This is a genomic window from Collinsella aerofaciens ATCC 25986, assembly GCF_964237925.1.
GTDB lineage: Bacteria > Actinomycetota > Coriobacteriia > Coriobacteriales > Coriobacteriaceae > Collinsella > Collinsella aerofaciens_BJ.
Map to the genome: position 1 here is coordinate 89990 of NZ_CAXSKI010000001.1, position 18587 is coordinate 108576.

The following is an 18587-nucleotide window of genomic DNA, read 5'->3' on the forward strand; positions in this document are numbered from 1 at the left end:
TCTAGAACTGGTTCAAGAACCTCATGTCACCAGTCATCAACGTGCGCAGGTCGGGCAGGTCGTAGCGCAGTGCCGCGACGCGCTCGGCGCCAATACCAAAGGCGAAGCCGGTGTACTTCTCGGGGTCGATGCCGCAGTTGATCAGGACGTTGGGGTCGACCATACCGCAGCCCAGGATCTCGATCCAGCCGCTGTGCTTGCAGAAGTTGCAGCCCTTGCCGCCGCACACGTGGCAGCTCACGTCCACCTCGCAGCTGGGCTCGGTGAAGGGGAAGAAGTGCGGGCGGTAACGCGTCTTGCGATCCTCGCCAAACATGCACTTAACAAAGTAGTCGAGCGTGCCCTTAAGATCGCCAAAGGTGATGCCCTCGTCGACGACCAGGCCCTCAATCTGGTTGAACTGCGGCAGGTGGCAGGCGTCGGCCGTGTCGGGACGGTAGACGGTGCCCGGGCAGATCATGTAGATGGGCGGCTTCTGCGACTCCATGGTGTGGATCTGCACGCCCGAGGTCTGGGTGCGCAGCAGCACGTCGGACTCACCGTGAGCGTGAGCCTCGGGATGCGCGACGCTGCCGGGGTTGTTGTCGACCACATAGAACGTGTCGCGAGCCGAGCGGCTCGGGTGATCCATGGGCGCGTTGAGCGCGGTGAAGTTGTAGTAGGAAGTATCGACCATGGGGCCGGACTCGACGGTGTAGCCGATGCCGCAGAAGATGTCCTCGGCCTCCTCGATGATCTGCTTGATCAGGTGCTGGTGACCGATCTGCGGACGGATGCCCGGCAGCGTGATGTCGACGGCCTCGTGCTCGAGTGCGTGCTTGAGGGCGGCGGCCTTCATCTCGGTGGTGCGCTCGTCGAGCATGCCCTCGATCAGCTGGCGCATCTCGTTGGCGCGTTTGCCCATCATGGGACGATCCTCGGGAGCGAGCTTGCCCATCATGCGCATCAGGCCGGTGATACGGCCCTTGCGGCCGAGCAGCTCAACGCGCGCGGCCTCGAGCTTGGCGGCGTCGTCAGCGCTAGTGACGAGCTCCTTGGCCTCTTCCTCGAGTTTGACCAGATCATCAATCAGACTCATGTCTTCCCTTTCGTCTCTCGCGCATCTCGCTTGCCGGGGCGGCTAGCACCCGATAGCTGCGGATGTGCGGCCCGGTTCGGTAACAAAAAACCGTCCTCGGGCATGTACATTGCCCAAGGACGGTTGAATTCCGCGGTACCACCTTGTTTGACCCGGCGGATGTCTGGCCCGCCGTGCCCACTCTGCGCCCCTTGTCGCGAGGCTCACGGCTTCCCTACTGGGACTTTGCTGCCACTGGCCGCGTGCCCGTTGAGGTCGCTGCTCGGGAGTGAACGCTTGGCCCTTGCCACCGCAGGAAGGCTTGCAGCCCATGACCTTCCCTCTCTTGCCGGCGACGCGGCGGGCAAAACCCTCTCCGTCAACGCATTGGGCTATAGGATAACACATTTCGCGAGCGCATCGCCGCGTTCCGTTTTGTTCGCGCTGGGTACAAGGCAGGTAGCTGTGCAAACTGGCCGCGCACCCGCCTGCGGCGCTCGGCCTGCGAGATTAAGGATACGGTATGGGAAAGAAACTCGATAAGAAGGCCAAGGCCGCCGTGGCAAAAGCCGCCAAGGGCGTCAAGGCCGCTAAAGTCGACAAGGCCGTCAAAAAGTTCCGCAAACTCGAGGGCAAGCTGTGGACTCGCGAGTACCTGCTCAAGATTGCCGAGTTCGATGGGGCGACGATTGCTCCTGCCAACGGCGCTGCCGCCCGTGCCGACGCCATGGGCACGCTTGCCGGCGAGCATCACAAGCTGCTGACCAGCGAGAAGTCCGTTGAGCTCGTACGCTCGTTAGCGCGCGAGACGGTTGCAGGCGGACACGTAGACGACCCGCAGCTGCTCGACGAGATTCGCGTGCTCGGCCGCGACCAGCGCGAGGCAAGCGTTATTCCTACCGAGGAGGCCGAGGCCTGGACCAGGCTCACCTGCGAGGCCGACGCCGTGTGGCATAAGGCCAAGACGGCCAACGACTGGGCGAGCTTTGAGCCCTATGTGGATAGAATCGTCGCCCAACTTAAGCATCAGGCCGAACTCATGGACCCCAAGCGCGACCCATACGACGTTTGGCTCGACCAGTACGAGCGCGGCCTTTCTGCCGAGAGCTTCGACGCGTTTTGCGAGGAGGTCAAGGCCACGGTCGTGCCGCTCGTGCACGCCATCGGCGAGCGCGGCCAGCAGCCCGCTGCCGACTTTTTGCACGCCCGCGTGCCCGAGGCCGCCCAGCGCGCCATGAGCTTCGACCTGATGAAGCTCGTCGGCCTGAACCTGGACGACACCACGCTTGCCTTTACCGAGCACCCGTTTAGCGAGGGCTTTGCCGTGGGTGACGCGCGCATCGCGACACACATCTACGAGGACGATTGCATCTCCAACGTCTACAGCATCATCCACGAGGCCGGTCACACCATGTACGAGCTGGGCGTGAACCCCGCCTATGCGCGCACGTGCCTGGAGGGTGGCACCTCCATGGGCATCCACGAGAGCCAGAGCCGCTTCTTTGAGAACACCGTGGGTCGCAGCCGCGCCTTTATGGGACCGCTGCTCGAGGTGCTGCGCCGTCACGCGCCCGAGGTCTACGGTAACGTGGACGAAGATGCGCTCTACCACGCCGTGAACATCGCTCAGCCGTCGCTGATCCGTACCGAGGCCGACGAGCTCACCTACCCGCTGCATATTATGGTGCGCTACGAGATTGAGCGCATGCTGTTTGCCGGTGAGGCTACAGCCAAGGATATCCCCGCGCTTTGGAATCGCTTTATGGACGAGTACCTGGGCATTCCGGTTCCCGACGACACGCGTGGCTGCCTGCAGGATACGCACTGGAGCGGCGGCTCGTTTGGCTACTTCCCCACCTATGCGCTGGGCAGCGCCTACGACGCCATGTTCGTGCCGGCCATGTGCCGCGACGGTGTCGACCTTACCAGCGCCTGCGCGAGCGGCGACCTGACACCCGTCCGCGCCTGGCTGGGCGAGCACATTTGGCAGTGGGGCCGCGCCAAGGACGCGCCGGAGCTCATCAAGGGCGCCTGCGGCATGGCATTCGACGCCCGCTACTACTGCAGCTACCTGCAGGACAAGTTCACCACGCTCTACGAGCTGTAAAGCCTAGGCAACACGCCAACGCAAGAGGGGCGCCGCAGGATCTATCCCGCGGCGCCCCTTCGCACCCAGCCACCAACCCGGCAAAGAGTGTCCCAAACGACTAGTCATTTAAGAACGTCCCAAATGACTAGGTTGCCCAACAACTAGGTTGACGCCGACGTCTTGGCAACGTCGAGCAGTTACGCGGTTTGGTAAAACCGCGTAACTACAGAGCTTCCAGTGCGGCGGCGATGCGCTTCATGGCGGCGTCGGCGGCCGATTGGTCCGGAGCCTCAGCCAGCACACGAATCACCGACTCGGTTCCGCTCTTGCGCACGAGCACGCGGCCCTCATCCGCCAGCGACGCCTCAGCCTCGGCGATGGCGTTCTGCACGCCCATGTTCTCGAGCGCGGCGTCCTTGTCCGCCACGCGCACGGCAATCTGCGCCTGCGGCAGCAGCTTGCACGGAGCCGTAAGCTGCGAGAGCGTCTCGCGCTCGGCACGAATCACTTCCATCACGCGCAGCGAGGTCATAATGCCGTCGCCCGTGCGCTCGATATCGCCAAAGATCGTATGGCCCGTCTGCTCGCCGCCCAGGCTGTAGCCGCCCTCGCGCATCTTGGCATACACGTGGCGGTCGCCCACGCCGCTGGTCACGGCGCTCAGGCCGGCAAGCTCCAGTGACTTGATCAGGCCAAAGTTGCTGGCAATCGTCGGCACCACGGTACCGCCCGAGAGACGCCCGTGCTTGTTCAGATACACGCCGCACACGTACAGAATCTGGTCGCCGTCGACCACGCGGCCGCGTTCATCCACCGCCAGGCAGCGGTCAGCATCGCCGTCATAGGCAAAGCCCACGTCCAGGCCCTGCTCCACCACGTGGCGCTGCAGGCGCTCCATATGCGTGGAGCCGCAGTCGACGTTAATGTTAAAGCCATCGGGCGCGGCATTGATTACACGCACATCGGCGCCCAGCGCATCGAACACCGGCTTGGCAACCGAGGAAGCCGAGCCGTTGGCACAGTCGAGACCGATCTTGACGCCCTGCAGCGAAAAGTTCGCGCTTGCAATGAGCGAGGCAATATAGCGGTTGCGACCCTGCATGTAGTCCACTGTGGCACCAATGTGGTTACCCGTGGCCAGCGGCACCTCGCTCTTGCCATCGATATAGTCCTCGATGAGTTCCAGCACGTCCTCGTCCATCTTAAAGCCGTCGCTGTTGACGAGCTTAATGCCGTTATCGCAAAACGGATTGTGGCTCGCACTGATCATGATGCCGCAATCGAAGCAGCCCTCGACGGTCTGATGTGCCACGCCCGGCGTGGGAATCACGTGCAGCATATAGGCGTCTGCGCCGCTCGCGACCAGACCGCTCACCAGCGCCGCCTCGAACATATAGCTCGAGCGGCGCGTGTCCTTGCCCACGATTACGCGCGCCTTGGCCCCGCGGTTGGCACCGTAATACCAACCCACAAAGCGGCCGATCTTATAAGCGTGCTCTACCGTCAGCCCAACGTTGGCCTCGCCGCGAAAGCCATCGGTGCCAAAGTACTTCATGTACTCTCCTTACAAAACAGGGGCGAACAGATTGCCTGTCCGCCCCAAAATGGTACTCGATTATCTGGGCTACCAGAAAAACCCTACGCCGAAGCGCTGTCGCGAGCTGCCTGGCACGTAGGAGTCTGACGCAGCGCAAGCGGCTTGTCCCCCGCCTCAGCCGACGTGGTCAACGTATACGTGATCGTTGTCGTCTCGCCCGCATGCAGGTCAGCGGTTCCCGAATAGAAGGGAATTCCATGCCAAGTTGCGGCACCTAGCCCAAACTGGGTCCCCTCAACCGTAAGGTCACTGATGCTGCCACCCGTCGGGGCAAACAGCGAGACATTCAGACGTTCGTCGTCACGTGCGGCATCGCGTGCGCTCGCCGCAACGTAGTCGGGCAGCTTGCCAGCCTCCTCCTGCGTCATGATGTTCTTCAGGGTAACGGTGATGCGATAGGAGTACGTGCCATCGCCGTTCTTCACGCCCTGGCCAATCTGCGTGTCGGCGTTCAGGTACCAGTCGAGCTTGGAGAAGCTCAGGTTGTTAAAGTAAACGCCGGCAACGGGATCGGCACTCGGGTCATCCGGATCGGGCAGCGAAGCGTCAATGCCCATCTCCTTGATGGCATTCTGCTCATCATCGTTTCTCATCCAAGCAATCAGACGGCCCTCTTCGGCACCGCGCTCGAATGCACCGACAAGCTTCGTAACGTCGACGTCACCGATGCCACCGAGAATCTTGTCGAAGGCGGCGCTGGCAACAGATGCAAAGATGCCGTCCGATTCCTCGACCGGATAGTTCCAATACACATCGTGCATGAGAACCTTCGCCGCGTTGGTACCGTCGACGACCGTGCCATCGGGCAGCGAGACATTACCGACAAGGCCCAGCAGGTACTGCAAGAACACCGGATCGATGCCGACGACGCCATCGACGTCCTGCCCATACTGGGACTTCCACAGTGCGGCAACACGCTGCGAGTTGCGGGGCCAATCGGGCGAATACGTGTTACCAGAGTTGTATAGGTTACTGTGGTCACCAAACAGCGCCTCGTCCTCTTCGTCGACGCTCTCGACCGCCTCGTCCTCACTGAGTCCAATGCGGGGAACAAAGTCGCCGATTGACATCTGGCCATCGGTGACTGAAATCAAACCTTGCGAACCACCAAAACCGCCGCAAGCACGGATCTCGACGTTGTTCATGGCGTACACAAGATAGTTGCGCGTCTGGCCGTTGGCGCCGAGCATCTGGGGCAGAACGGGGGCGACCTTCTCCGCCGCGTCGACTGCACCGTCCAGGACGGCAAAGCCGTCCTTTGCCTTATCGACCAGCTCGGTCACCTGGGCGATATGCGTATCGCCAATACTCTGCACCTTTTTGTTGGCGCTCTTGAACACCTTTGAGCTATCGGAGAGCGAATCGGCGACCGCCTGCAGCGCGGACACGTTGATTGTCCCGTTCTGGAACAGCTTGCCGGGCGTTGCCTGAGCGAGATTATCGGCCATGGGGACCAGCGCGCCGCTCGAAACATCGGACAGAGCGTCGACCATGGTGCGGGCGGCGTTAATGTCGCTGCCGTACACTGGGATGAATGAAGCCATCGTCCACACCGGGCTCGAGGTCTCCTTCTTCATGCTGCTGCAGAGCTCGTCGATCTTTTTCGCATCGTCGGGCAGGGTCGAAAAATCGCCCGACGTGACCTTGTCCTTAAGGCCACCGACAATCTCGACAGTTTCCTTTGCCTGACTCTTCACGGTTTTTGCCGAGTTAAGCAGCATGAAGCCGCTCACGCCAAACGCGACAAGAACCACCACAACGATGGCAGCGACAACGGCTGTAACGCGGCGCTTCTTGCGCTCGCCTTTGCGATGGCGATGACGAACCAGGCCGTTCGAGGTCGAGCTCGTCGAGGAATCGCCGCCGTAGTTCAAGCCAAAATCGTAATAATCTTCTTTAGAGCCCGAACCCTTAAACTCGGCACCGTCGTCATCAAGACGGGCAAACGTGCCGGTTTCGGAAGCGCCTGTATAGATGGTGCCTAGGTTACCCGTAAGCCCTGCGTCTCCAGCAGAAGAAGCACTATTGGCGGGATTGGCAGAGTTGATGGGGCTGGCGTTGTGGGCGCGATTTGCGTTGTTAGCGGGGCCAGTGGGACCGGCAACATTCGCACCGCCCGTTGGCGCCGGACGGACCCCGGCCGACGAAGCCGCAGAGCCCGCCCCGCCCGGAAATGCCTGCCTGCCTACGCGACCAGCCTGTTTTGCCTTTTGAGACTGTTCGTACAGAGCGGCAAACATCGCCGTTTCGCCCGGAGACGTACGGTTGCCAGCACCGTTTTGGCTGGATCCACTCGGTACGCCAGCGTTTCCAGCCCCATTTGAACGCGGCGGAACTGCAGAGCGCTCGCCGTCGCCGTTCTTAAAGTGGTTACCAGCCATAGAGGAGTCCTCGCAATACTAAAAGTCAATAACGCTATTAGTTTATGGCATATTTGGCATCGTCAGTTAAACTCCAGATGCAGGCACCAATTCGCGGAATTGTGGTGCAACACCGTGTCCGTCTTGGAAGCGGCGTGAGCTATACCGTCAGGAACATCATCACGATGATCATGGCAAAGCCAATTAAGTCGGTCGGCAAAAATACCGTGCCCAGCATAACGGCGCTGGTGATGGTCGCCGAGACCGGCTCAACGGTTCCGATGAGGCTCGCACGCACCGAGCCGATGTCCTTAACGCCCTGCATATACAGCATGTAGGCAAAAAACGAGCCAATGACCACAAACACCGCGAGCGCCTCGATACCGGCAGCATCGAGCGCCGGCATATGAGCCCACGGCTGCACGAAAACGCACGAGACCACGCCTGCCGTGAGCATGGCAGAGCCTGTAACGATGGGGCTGCCGTATTCGGGCAGGATCTTGGCGGGAATCACCGCCATGCAGGTGGCGCTGACCGCACACATAAGGCCCGCAACCAGGCCGAGCGGCGAGATGCTCAGGCTGGTGGGATCACCGCCGGTAGCGATTAAAAAGGTGCCGCCCAGGGCCAGACCAATGCCGATCGCCTCGCGAGCGCGCGGCATGCGGCGATCGACCACGCAGGTGTAGCCCATGATGATGACCAGCTGCAGGCACTGGAGCACCGTCGCAGTTCCGGCATTGGTCAGGCGCACGGCCGAAAGATAGCAAAACTGGTTGAACAGCAGACCAAAGGCGGTAAAGAACAAAAGTTGCTTACGGTCGGCAGGCGTGGTCCAGAGCTTAACCAGACGCGTGCGATCGCGCGTGACGACCACGGCCATAAAGAGCAGGCCGGCAAGAATCTGTCGCACGCTCATAAGCCACAGCGTGTCGACGTGGTAGGTGTCGAACAGAAAACTTGCGCTGGTGCCCGAGAAGCCCCAAAACGAACCGCCCATCAGCGTAGCCAGAACGCCCGTTATCATCTTGCGCGTCGAGGCATTATTGAGACGTCCACGCCACGCGCGACGAATGCTGCGACTGAACTCATCGGTACCTTCGGGCACCTCAACGTTCGAAATGTCGGTCATAGGCACCGAAGCTTTTGCGTTTTCGAGCTGCTCAGCGTGCTCTCTGCTCATTCCACTCCCCCGAAACAATCTGGAAACAATTCGGCTTACCTTACCACGGTAAGGACGTAAGCTGACAGCTTGGCCGTTTATCGGTAAGACAAATCCGTCAATGACGTTCGTCCACGACTCCATGACGTATCGACTAACGCATTATGCATCAAGCGGACCACGGCTACGAGCTCTTAAAAAGACAAGATCGACGCGGAGCCTTACTCCACAAGCTAACGATTTTTAAAAATGCTCTTGCCACCAGGTCCTGGCTCCGCTATATTATTCCCTGCGCATTCGCGCACCCTTGATCGGGCGTTTAGCTCAGGGGGAGAGCGCTTCCCTGACACGGAAGAGGTCAGAAGTTCAAATCTTCTAACGCCCACCAAATGTTCGCAGCTCAGAGGCTATGTCTCTGGGCTGTTTTGTTTTATGTCGCCAAACCAAAAAGGCACCGCAGCACCCAAGGCCACCTCAACAACGCCAGCAACCACCCCAACCGTGCCAGAAGTCGCTTCTGCGCCGACGAAAACACCCCAACCAAGGCCAAAACCGCCCCAACAACCCCGGCGATCACCACAATCGGGCTCGGATGGACCTCGCAGCCACATCTGATCGACCTTCCTATAATCAGGTCTAATACTTTTCCCAAGAAGTGAACGACCTTATTTGGACCCTCGAAGCACCCACACTTTCTGGCATCAAAACCGCAGGATTCCAACGACAAAACCGCAGGAAATGAGCCATTAAAAGTGTCGATGCTTCGAGGGTCCGTTTTGACTCGTTCACTTCTCGGGAAAAGTATTAGACCTGGAAATAGGGGCCTTGGCTACACGCCCGACAATCGCGTCTACCAACGCAGATGTGCCTCGATTACGGTTTGCCAAAGCTTAAACCGCTTCGTTTCGACGCGCGCAAGAGCGAGATATCGCTGTTTCTCGTTCATTGCCCTGTTAAAGACGGGGCGTTTATTCCGGTGCAGCTTGCGCCGGATGCGTTCGCACAGTCGAACGAGCTTTTCGTAGTCGCTTGCCTGGTCGGTAGTCACCGTAAAGTACGCCACCCCATTGAGCAGCTGCAACTCGTTGCGGCGCTCGGCGTCCTTGTGGATCTTATCGCTCCCGTCATGGATGGCATCGCTATCGTAATCGACCAGTGCGGTAAGGACTTCGGGCGGCAGCCCGGCCCTCACTTTGTCCACGCCCACCTCGGCTTTCGCCGTAAGCGTAATATCGGGCATGCGCTCCAACACGCGTAGCTTACGTTTGCGCCCATCGTTGTACCCATCGCGAATGAAGTACTTCTTGTTCAGTTCGGCCTTGCCCAGCGCATACCCACCGTAGCGCGCAGGTAGCGACATAAACATGCAAAGCCCCGACTCCCTTGGCGAGCGCGACCCCTCGATCACGTATGCAAGCAATGCCTTGGCTTTCGCAATATCTCGCACCTTAGGGGACTTCTCGATATACGCCGCAATGAGCTCCATGGTCGTAAGCTTGCCGTCGCGCATGCCCATATCTCTGCTTGTCACCCCACCGGGAGCAAGGTTATCCAGCCGATAGTCCGCCGTCATGGCGTAGCCGGCATAAATCGCCTCCGCCGCATCGCCGTCGTGCACAGCCTGCAAAAACGCCAGCTCGGGAGAGCACACGTATGCACCCAGGTCGCCTCTCCAGTGGCCCAGCGAGATAAACGAACCCGCCGGGAGCTCATTGGTGCACAGGTGCGTCGCGACGTGCTTGGTCCGCCGGCGGTCGGCTCGCTTCGGCACCATCAGGTCCAGCACGTCAATCCCAAGGTCGTAGTGATCGATGAACTCCTGCGCCTCTTGGTCACAGAGCGCGCAGGCGCTTGCAATCGACACGACCTCTGGTTCCGAATCCCCAAAGCGGGGGTTCGGAATATGCGCCAAAAGCGCCAAGGCAGCGTTATGTGAAACGATAAAGTAGCTCATGGCGCGAAGATAGCATGCGCGTCGGTAGCGGACAGCGGCGCGGAAAAGGTTTCGATAAACGACCGGCGGTTTTTCGCCATGGCGCACCCAAAGCGCTCATTCGTCGACGTCTAGATGTTTAGTGTCAACAGGTTGTTTACACCCGAGTGGTGACAAATAGAGAGGCCCCTGCCAAGCTGTGAGTTGTCTAGATTCCCAGAGAGGAGGGGCCTCCCATGTCCCAGCATCCTAACGCAAAACTCACCCCGAAGGGGCGCGAGACGCTCGTGTCGCGCATAGGGTCCGGCCTCGGCGTCGCCGAGGCCGCCCGCCAGATGGGCGTCAGCCGCCAGACCGCCTCCAAGTGGCTCGCCCGCGCCAGGCGAGGCGAGGGACTCGCCGACCGCAGCAGCCGCCCGCGCAGGCTCGCCAGGCTCACGCCCCCCCGAGGTCGAGGAGCGCGCCTGCGAGGCCCGCAGGGCCATGCTGCTGGCGCCGCTCGCCCTGGCGGCCGAGACGGGCGTGCCGGCCCGCACGTGCGCCCGGATCGTCGCCAGGCACAGCCTGCCCCGCCTGGCCGACATCGACCGCGTCACGGGCGAGGTGCGGCGGCGCGGCCCCGTGACGGCCGTGCGCTACGAGCGCGAGCGCCCCGGGGAGCTCGTCCACGTCGACGTCAAGAAGGTGGCGCGCATACCCGACGGCGGCGGCCACAGGGCCCTCGGGCGCGGCTGCGGCTCCCCGGGCGGGGCCGGGCTCTCGTGCCTGCACGTGGCGGTCGACGACAACAGCCGCGTCGCCTACGCCGAGCTGCTGCCCGACGAGAGGAAGGGCACGGCCTGCGGCTTCATGTCCCGGGCGCTCGCGTTCTACGAGGGGCTGGGCGTCTCCGTGGAGCGGGTCATGACCGACAACGGGCCGGCCTACCGCTCCGGGGACTTCAACGCGCTGCTGGAGGGCCGGGGCGTCAAGCACAAGTACACCCGCCCCTTCAGCCCCCGGCAGAACGGCAAGGTGGAGCGCATGAACCGCACGCTGGCGCAGGAGTGGCAGTACGCCCGCGCATGGGAGAGCGAAGGGGGCGAGGGCCTCCGCCCTCGTCCCCTTCCTGGAGCACTACAATTGGGACCGTCCGCACAGCGCGTGCGGGGGCCTGCCCCCGATGTCACGCATCGTCGGCGTAAACAACGTCTTGGCACACAACAGCTAGCGCCTCTTTGCGATCTTCACGCCAGCCACTGTGGCAATGGCCCCAGCAAGGAGAAGGGAGACCCCAAGCGCGCTCGAGGGGGTGGAGTCACCGGTGTTGGGCATCTTCTCGGCACTAGCCTTGGCCGGCTGCTTGGGCTCGGGCTTTGGCTGAGGAGTACCCTCGTCCTTGGGCTCGGGCGTGGGCTCCGGCTTGGGCTTGGGCTCGGGAGTAGGCGCCGCAACCGAGTAGGCCAGGGTTGGGACCTCGAAGTCCTCCGACGCACCCTGTACACCAGCGGAGTTGACGGGCGAGAGCGTAGCCTTCCCGTTGGCCGCCAGCGAGTAGTCGCCCGGCTCGGTGGGTGCCTGCGCAAGCGTGATCTTGTAAGTCAGCTTCACGGGCGCGAAGTTCGACACGGCCTCGTTGGCAGTGAGCGTGTAGGCATCCGCGCTGGGGTCGTAGACCAAGGTGAAGCGCGCCTTGGTGTCGCCCTTGCTGTGGAAGCTCCAGGCGTTCTCGCCGGTAGCGGTGGCCTCGAGCTGCTCGTCGCCAACGCTCAGCGCGACGGAGTCGGGAACGAAGTCGAAGTCGTAGGTTTCGCTCTTGCCCATGGAGTCGGTGATAGTGGAGCCTGCGCCGCATGCGTACAGGATGTTGTCGGCGATCTGCGAGAAGCCGAGGTTGTTGCCGCCGTTGAGCTCGTTCATGAACTTGACGGAGAAGTCGGAGTCGCTGCCGGTGCGCACCGCGAAGCAGTTGTAGCCGGCGCCCTTCAGCGCCTGCCACGTGTTGTACGCCTCATAGACCGCGCGGTCGGGCGCCATAGCGTGGTCGGCCTGGGTGCCATGCTCGATGTAGGTGAAGTTGGGGTCGGTGATCTCGCCCGCCGAGTTTCTCACCCGCTGGCCGTTGACGACAGCGGCGCCGCCGTCGTTTCCGTACGTCGTGAAGTTCAGCGCGTACTTGTCGCCGTCGGCAGCCACCCACTGCTTAAGGTGCGAGTAGTACGTGTTCCAATCGCCGTACGGCATCGCGTACGACGTGGAGTCGGGTGTACGCGCCTGGCGCCACTCGTCGATCATGCCGAAGTACCAGAAGTCCGTCGCCTTGAAGTCGCTCGCGGGCCTCAGGGAGTTCTGGTCCGAGTAGGTGTACTGGTAGTAGATGTCCTTGACCTGGCCGTCGGAGCCGGTGAACAGGCGCGTCAGGCCGTCGCTCACGAGGATGACGTACTTGCGGTTCGCTGGCGTGGCGGAATCGGCGTCGAGCATGGCCTGGGCCTTGAGCAGGCCGTCATGCATGTTCGTGCCGGACTTGATGGTGCCGGTGTACCCACCGGTGATGGCACTCTTGAAGTCGCCAACGTTGTCTGCGGTCAGCGTGGCGAGGTCCTTCTCGACGTGGCCGTCGCCCTTGAACGACACGACGCCCACGCGCACCTGGTCGACGCCCTTCACCTCGTCGACGAGGCGGTCGAGCGTGTCGGTGGCGCCGGCGATGGAGGCGTCCCTGCAGCTGGAGTTGTCGACGACGAAGACGATGTCGGAGGACATCACGGCCTCGGCGCTCGGAAGCTGGAGCGTGACCTCGGCGGTCTTGCCCTCCTCGAGCCACTTCGCCGTCTTGGACTTGGGGATCTCCCAGCCGCTTCCGGCATCTGAGTCGCTCGTCGCCGCTAGGGCGGGCATGGGGAGCACAGACGCAACGACGAGGGCAAGCGCGGACAAGGCCGCGAGAACTGCCCGACGTCTCCGTTGATGGTTGAGTATCGCATTGCTTGGCATCGGTTCTCCTTCCGACAGGTCAGCAGTAGGGATTCCCGACAACGCGATTATCGAATTGCATTGTATCACGATGCATTGTCTATCTTGGAAATCTGACACACAGACAAGGCCACCGAGGGGAATTCGAGCTGCCAGCGGACAGGAGCGACGGCTGAGCTTTCGGCCCGATTACTTCACCAAGTGGGATGAGTGCTTCGGCAGGATGGTCCTGAGCAGCGCTCGTTGGTATCCTTCCAATAAGGCGCCTTCGCCCAATCGGAGGCGCGGCTTTTTTGGCTGGCAGGCACTTGACCTGTGGGCTAAGGGCAGCGAGAAGTCCGGCGTGCGCGCAGCTAGCGTCATCGACATGACGGCAGCGCAGGCGGAATAGGAGAGGTGCGGGACAAGGCGCTCGAGAAAGGCTGGAGCCCATGGCAGACACGAAAAGGGCAGACCTCTACGACCGCAGTGAGCAAATCCCAGACCCCCTCGCCCTGGACAAGGAGGGGATTGCCACCGCACGTCTGGCGGATGTCCTCGATATCGGTCCTCGGATTCTTTCGGTTGCCCTCGTCATCGCGGCGACGGTGTTCTTCCTCGCGAATCTCGATGCCTTCGCGGGCGTAGGCGCCCTTCTCGCGCTTCTCGGCGCCGCCATCGTGCTCGGATGGGGAGTCCTGCTCTCCTCGGCAGTCCTCATGCATCGGCACCTCTGGAAGCTCTCCCCCACCTCTCGGCACGACTACGCGCTCAGGCTCTACCACGGGCGCTCCGGGAAGAACCCGAAGAAGGCATGCGAGCTTCTCCTCGGCATGGCTCGCGCCGACATCGAGACCGGAAAGATCGAGGCGGCCGCCGCCGCACTCTCGCACGCCGACAGCGCGCTTCTCGAGGGAGACGAGCTCAAGCTCTTCTATCTCCTCTCCTATGTGACGGCGATTCCGGAGGGCGGCAAGAACGCCGAGGAGGCGCTCGTGCGCTACGCCGCCGTCCCCGTCAAGCGGTTCGCGGGCTTTCCAGACGAGAAGGAAGCCGCATCCTGGCTCGATTACGCGGACGTCGACAAGGCGCGCGCCGTCGTGGCGGGCATCCGCGGCCCCAAGAGGCTCCATCCGGCGCTGCAGCTTGCCCTCTCCCTCATGGCGGCACATGTCCTCGCCTACTGCGGCATGCTGTACGGCGTGGATGCGGATGCAGGCTGGATGCTCAGGTGCGGCTACGCCTCGGTGGCGGGTCTCTTGGCTGTGGCATCCCTTGTCGTGCTGGGAATTGCCATCGCGCGCGTTGCCCGAAAGACCCCTCTCCAGAGCGCGAACGGGAAGGGAGCAAGGCTTGCCAGGGGGATTCTCGCCCTCTTCATCGTTCTGGCTGCCCTGAGCCTTGGCGCCCAGCTCTTGATTGATGGGCCCCTCATGCACGACGGCGAGGAGCGTGCCGTGGCACAGGGCGTCCCCGACCAGTTCGCCGACAAGGTCTACGACTATCTCGCCGTTGCGTGGCCGGGATACGACCCACGCGACACGACGACCGACTATTGGAGGACAAACAGCCCCTTCCTGATGGAGAAGTGGAGCGAGGCGGCCCTCTACGACACGGAGAGTCCCGCACCCGAGAATGACTCGTCGTCCTCAGCCGGAGGCGATGCTTCCGGCTCTGGGGAAGACACGGCCTCCGGAACGAACGACACGGCTGCCGATGGCTCAAGCCAGGATGCTTCTGGCAACGAGGCGGAAGCGCAGCTGGAGGCCACAAAGGATAGGATGCGCTCGCTGGCGGTCTATCTGGAGGACAACGGCATCGTGCCCGACATGGACGTCTTCGACGCCATTCTCTTCGACGAGAACGCGAAGGGCGACATGTACGCAAGGCTGGGAACGGCATCCGACAAGGAGAACGGCAAGCTCGTGACGGTCGAGTACCGGCTTTATTCGAACGGCGAGAAGACCGACGGGCAGGGCTTGACCTCAGAGGAGTTCGTGCTCGAGAAGTGGTACCCGCAGGACGAGGGAAGGGACGCCGAGGTTCTCGGCTTCTATCTCGTCGACGAGGCATCGGGCGCCGTGACCGACGAAGAGAAGACCAGCTGGTAGCCGCATGCGCCGAGCGCATTGCAGACGACGTCCGAGTCCAGGAGCACGAAGGGCAGCCCATTTCACACGCCGGGCGACCGCCTCGTCATGCGCCGGACCTGTCACTGATTGCGTAGGCGGGCCCGAAGGACGAGAAGTGCAGCACCCGCGGCAGCGATCCCCAGGAAATGCGGAGTCGCCCAAGGGTCACCGGTAGCAGGAATGGGTGAGCGGGGCTCATCTTTCAAAGCCGTCTGCGCGGGGGCCTCCTCGGCGACGCGCAGCTGTGACCCCCCCCAGGCTTCTCGGACTCGGCGAGCTGCTCGGCTTTTCCGGCGCCACGTAGGCGTTGTTGAAGACGGCCTCGTTGACTCCATCACCGTACGAGACCTCGGGTATGAGGCTGCCGTCCGGGTCTATCTGCTCGGCGACGACCGTCACCTGGTAGACCCTCGCGTCGTACGTGATCCCCTCCTCGTCTCCCGCGACCTCGCGGATGGAGTAGCGATACGTTCCCATGCGCGTATAGGTGATGGGGGCAAACGTCACTGAGCCGTCCGCTGCGTTCGCGGCAGTCTGCAAGACGTTGCCCTGCTCGTCGAGAAGCTCGACGGAGAACTCGCCCCCCGCAAGCTCGCGGCCGGTGAGGGTCACCCTCGCCCCAAGCCGTACCTGGCCCCGCGGCGCGAACGTGTTGACGAAGGACACGACCGCGGCCCTCGCGGGCTTCTCGCCTGCCGTGTAGACGTAGGTCTCGCTATCCGCACCAGCCGTCGTAACCGTCGTGGTGGCCGTTACACGTCCGTCGTCACGCCTGCCCACCTCGATGGCAAGCGTTCGCTCGGCCATGTCGTAGGCGGTGGCGGGGTAGCTGAGGCCCTTAGCTGAAACCAGCGAATACCTGTAGGTCTTGCCGACGTCCTCCTTGGTGAAGACAATCGGCTTTCCGTCGCGGACCTCGAAGAAGTCCACCGTTGCCGGCTGGCCATCCTTCGCGCTGGGGAACCTGAAGACTCCAACGTACTGCCCCACCTGCCTCCCGAGGAGCAGCGCCTTAGACGCCTGGTCTTCAGGCACCACGGTCACCATGTACTCGGGATAGACGGAGTCGCGCCCGTTCATCACCGCGGACAGAGTGATGCCACCTGCCTCCGTGAAGTTCAGGGCGGGCTCGTAGGAGTTCGTGAAGGTCGGCGACCAGAACCCGTTGCCCACGGCGACAAGCTCCCCCTGCACGCGCCCGACGACGAACTCGAACGCGCCCACGTGCGTGTCGTACACGATGTCGGGATCCGAGCCCTGTACCTGGGTCACCTCGTAGCGGTAGGTGCCAGGCTCCGTGAACGTGATGGCACCGACCTTGATCTCGGCGTGGTCAGGCAAGAAGGAGAGCGTGTCCTCCTTTGTCACCGTGATGGTGGTATCGGCTGGCTCGGGCGCGCCGTTCAAGCCGGTCACCTTGAAAGCGAACGCATCAGAGTCGTTCCAGGCCCGACCGGAGATCCCCACCCTCAGAACCCTGGCGGGCGTGATAGTGACGGATTCGGTGGGGCCGTCATCGGCAAGCGCCTGCGCGGGAAGAACGATTCCTGCCAGAGCAAGCGAGATGACACACAGGAAGAGTGTCTTCCAGAGGGACTTCATGGGCGGCTCCGTTTCGTCCGGGGTCTTATCCGCCACAATGTTACGCTCTCGCGGACGAAGTCGGTAGTGTCGTTTGGGGGGCGAAACGGCCAACCGGAAGACCCCCGCCTCGTCTCCCCCATCGCGGTCCCCGATTCCGCCTTGCACAACGGACAGCTGAGCGGCGAAGATACGTTTGGCGAGAGGAGAAGACATTGGAGACCGAGAACGTGGCACTTCCCCGGCTGCCCATGCCGCTCATGTGCACGTCGTTTGAGCCGGGCTGCCTCGATGCGGCGGTGGCGTCATTCGACGACCCTGACGTCCAGGCCATCGCCCGCGCCGAGGCTCTCTACTTCCGGGGCCAGGCCGAAGCGGCGGACGCCGCGGCGACTGCGTATCTCGACGCCGACGACGTCGGTCTGCGTCTCTCGGGAAATCTCATCTGCGGCTTCGCGAGCCTCTCGCTCAACCACATCGCCCAGGCGCGATCGTGCCTGGGGGCGATCGTGGCAGAAGGCTCGGCGGATGCCGACGAGGGCGAGTCAGAGCCGCTTCGCGCGTCTCGCATGCTCTTTGGTGCCGCGGCGGGCGTCCTCCTCCACCTCCCAACGCCCTTCTCGATGGAGGAGTTCGCGTCGTGCGCGGCAAGCCTGCCCGAGGGCCTGCGCCTCTTTGCGAGCTACCTGCTCGCACATGCCTCCTACCTCAACGGAGACTGGGGCAAATGCGTGGGCATGGCCGAGAACGCCCTGGTCATGAAGCGTGGAAGCTATCCGATATCGGAGACGTTCCTACACCTAGGGGAGGCGATGGGATACATGAGCCTGAAGGAGTCCGACCACGCCAGGGAGCACTTCGAGCGCGCGTGGGCGTTGTCGAGGCCAGACGGGCTGTACGAGACCATAGGCGAGCACCACGGGCTATTGCAGGGACTTGTCGAGAAGTGCCTGAAGGCCGGCTACCCCGAGGACTTCTCGCGAGTGATCGAGATAACGTACCGCTTCAGCTACGGCTGGCGCAGGATCCACAACCCGGATGCCGGCGAGAGCGTGGCAGACAACCTCTCGACCACGGAGTTCGCCGTCTCGATGCTGGCGTGTCGCGGATGGAGCAACGCCGAGATAGCGCGGCACATGGGCATCTCTGCCGGCACGGTGAAGAACAGGCTCTCGAGCGCGTACGCCAAGCTCGGCATCTCCAAGCGCTCCGAGCTCGGGCGGTTCATGCTGCGCTAGACGAGCACCTTCTTGTTGTCGGCACCCGGCGTCGTGACGATGACCTCATCCGGCACGACCGTGAGCGCGCCCTTGGCAGTGGCTGCACCCTTGAACATGGACTCGACCTCGCCCTTGAACTTCTCGACGTAGGCGCCCTCGGCCGTGTAGGTTGCCGTCCCCTTGATCTGGTAGCCCTCGAGGGTCTTGGGGTTGTAGGCGGAGAGGGCGATCCTGCCGCCGTTGGCCTTTAGGTTCGCAAGCGTCGTCTGCAGGAAGACGTCGCCGATGTGGAGGTTGCCCTCCTCGTCGATCTCCTTGAAGGCGACGGGCACGACGTTGGGCCTTCCGTCCGCGCAGGTCGCGAGGTCCCACATGGACTCGTTCAGGACCTTGATGACGTTCTCGTTAAGCATGGCTTCCTCCTTCTCCCGAGCAGCACCGCGCTGCTCTGCGTATCGGATGCCGCTCAAGATAGGAGACTCACGCGGATGGAGGAAGATATGGGGCGGAACTTGAGTTGCT

Annotated in this window: 12 protein-coding genes, 1 tRNA gene and 1 pseudogene; 6 read left to right on the top strand and 8 right to left on the bottom strand. The window is 62.4% G+C overall.

What is annotated here, in order from left to right; all coding sequences use genetic code 11:
- Position 1: 1 nt before the first annotated feature.
- Entirely contained in the window at positions 2-1078 is a 1077-nt protein-coding gene (gene pheS / locus ACESWY_RS00400) for a phenylalanine--tRNA ligase subunit alpha (protein ID WP_117770495.1), read from the bottom strand.
- Positions 1079-1580: 502 nt separating this feature from the next.
- Here pheS and ACESWY_RS00405 point away from each other — a divergent pair.
- On the top strand, positions 1581-3164 hold the full coding sequence (locus ACESWY_RS00405) for a carboxypeptidase M32 (protein WP_373092869.1): 1584 nt from the start codon (positions 1581-1583) through the stop codon (positions 3162-3164).
- A gap of 205 nt (positions 3165-3369) precedes the next feature.
- Here the strand turns inward: ACESWY_RS00405 and glmM are convergent, their stop codons facing one another.
- The 3 genes from glmM to ACESWY_RS00420 all read right to left on the bottom strand — a co-directional run bounded on the left by glmM (position 3370) and on the right by ACESWY_RS00420 (position 8286).
- The gene (gene glmM / locus ACESWY_RS00410) at positions 3370-4701 is read right to left on the bottom strand and encodes a phosphoglucosamine mutase (RefSeq protein ID WP_195543799.1); all 1332 of its coding nucleotides are present in this window, start codon (positions 4699-4701) and stop codon (positions 3370-3372) included.
- 83 nt (positions 4702-4784) lie between these two features.
- Positions 4785-7124 (bottom strand): DUF4012 domain-containing protein, encoded by a 2340-nt coding sequence (locus ACESWY_RS00415; protein WP_373092867.1) that lies wholly within the window; start codon positions 7122-7124, stop codon positions 4785-4787.
- Positions 7125-7263: 139 nt separating this feature from the next.
- Complete coding sequence (locus ACESWY_RS00420) at positions 7264-8286, bottom strand: DMT family transporter (RefSeq protein ID WP_373092865.1); 1023 nt, start codon at positions 8284-8286, stop codon at positions 7264-7266.
- Between the two features lie 292 nt (positions 8287-8578).
- Here ACESWY_RS00420 and ACESWY_RS00425 point away from each other — a divergent pair.
- Positions 8579-8653 (top strand) — tRNA-Val (locus tag ACESWY_RS00425).
- 462 nt (positions 8654-9115) lie between these two features.
- Here the strand turns inward: ACESWY_RS00425 and ACESWY_RS00430 are convergent.
- Positions 9116-10129 (bottom strand): hypothetical protein, encoded by a 1014-nt coding sequence (locus ACESWY_RS00430; RefSeq protein ID WP_373092863.1) that lies wholly within the window; start codon positions 10127-10129, stop codon positions 9116-9118.
- Positions 10130-10434: 305 nt separating this feature from the next.
- Between ACESWY_RS00430 and ACESWY_RS00435 the strand changes: the two are divergent.
- Positions 10435-11408, top strand: a pseudogene (locus ACESWY_RS00435) (IS481 family transposase).
- Here the strand turns inward: ACESWY_RS00435 and ACESWY_RS00440 are convergent.
- Entirely contained in the window at positions 11405-13117 is a 1713-nt protein-coding gene (locus ACESWY_RS00440; RefSeq protein WP_373092861.1) for a vWA domain-containing protein, read from the bottom strand. The pseudogene ACESWY_RS00435 and the gene ACESWY_RS00440 overlap by 4 nt on opposite strands.
- 259 nt (positions 13118-13376) lie before the next feature.
- Here ACESWY_RS00440 and ACESWY_RS00445 point away from each other — a divergent pair, with 259 nt between their 5' ends.
- Together ACESWY_RS00445 and ACESWY_RS00450 are read left to right on the top strand one after the other, a co-directional pair.
- Entirely contained in the window at positions 13377-13544 is a 168-nt protein-coding gene (locus ACESWY_RS00445; RefSeq protein WP_373092859.1) for a hypothetical protein, read from the top strand.
- A gap of 40 nt (positions 13545-13584) precedes the next feature.
- The gene (locus ACESWY_RS00450) at positions 13585-15243 is read left to right on the top strand and encodes a hypothetical protein (protein ID WP_373092857.1); all 1659 of its coding nucleotides are present in this window, start codon (positions 13585-13587) and stop codon (positions 15241-15243) included.
- A 216-nt stretch (positions 15244-15459) separates the two neighbouring features.
- Here the strand turns inward: ACESWY_RS00450 and ACESWY_RS00455 are convergent, their stop codons facing one another.
- Positions 15460-16866, bottom strand: coding sequence for a Spy0128 family protein (locus ACESWY_RS00455; protein ID WP_373092855.1), 1407 nt, complete (start codon positions 16864-16866; stop codon positions 15460-15462).
- Between the two features lie 209 nt (positions 16867-17075).
- Here ACESWY_RS00455 and ACESWY_RS00460 point away from each other — a divergent pair, with 209 nt between their 5' ends.
- Positions 17076-18083 (top strand): response regulator transcription factor, encoded by a 1008-nt coding sequence (locus ACESWY_RS00460; protein WP_373092853.1) that lies wholly within the window; start codon positions 17076-17078, stop codon positions 18081-18083.
- On the opposite strand, the gene ACESWY_RS00465 is transcribed toward ACESWY_RS00460, so the two are convergent.
- A complete protein-coding gene (locus ACESWY_RS00465; RefSeq protein ID WP_333789938.1) occupies positions 18080-18478 on the bottom strand; it encodes a pyridoxamine 5'-phosphate oxidase family protein in 399 nt (132 codons plus the stop codon). The two genes, ACESWY_RS00460 and ACESWY_RS00465, sit on opposite strands and share 4 nt — an antisense overlap.
- Between the last annotated feature and the right edge of the window lie 109 nt (positions 18479-18587).

Bases quoted from the DNA above. Each gene is read 5' to 3' on its own strand.
- pheS (WP_117770495.1), bottom strand. From the start codon at position 1,078: ATGAGTCTGATTGATGATCTGGTCAAACTCGAGGAAGAGGCCAAGGAG.
- ACESWY_RS00405 (WP_373092869.1), top strand. From the start codon at position 1,581: ATGGGAAAGAAACTCGATAAGAAGGCCAAGGCCGCCGTGGCAAAAGCC.
- glmM (WP_195543799.1), bottom strand. From the start codon at position 4,701: ATGAAGTACTTTGGCACCGATGGCTTTCGCGGCGAGGCCAACGTTGGG.
- ACESWY_RS00415 (WP_373092867.1), bottom strand. From the start codon at position 7,124: ATGGCTGGTAACCACTTTAAGAACGGCGACGGCGAGCGCTCTGCAGTT.
- ACESWY_RS00420 (WP_373092865.1), bottom strand. From the start codon at position 8,286: ATGAGCAGAGAGCACGCTGAGCAGCTCGAAAACGCAAAAGCTTCGGTG.
- ACESWY_RS00445 (WP_373092859.1), top strand. From the start codon at position 13,377: ATGGTCCTGAGCAGCGCTCGTTGGTATCCTTCCAATAAGGCGCCTTCG.
- ACESWY_RS00450 (WP_373092857.1), top strand. From the start codon at position 13,585: ATGGCAGACACGAAAAGGGCAGACCTCTACGACCGCAGTGAGCAAATC.
- ACESWY_RS00455 (WP_373092855.1), bottom strand. From the start codon at position 16,866: ATGAAGTCCCTCTGGAAGACACTCTTCCTGTGTGTCATCTCGCTTGCT.
- ACESWY_RS00465 (WP_333789938.1), bottom strand. From the start codon at position 18,478: ATGCTTAACGAGAACGTCATCAAGGTCCTGAACGAGTCCATGTGGGAC.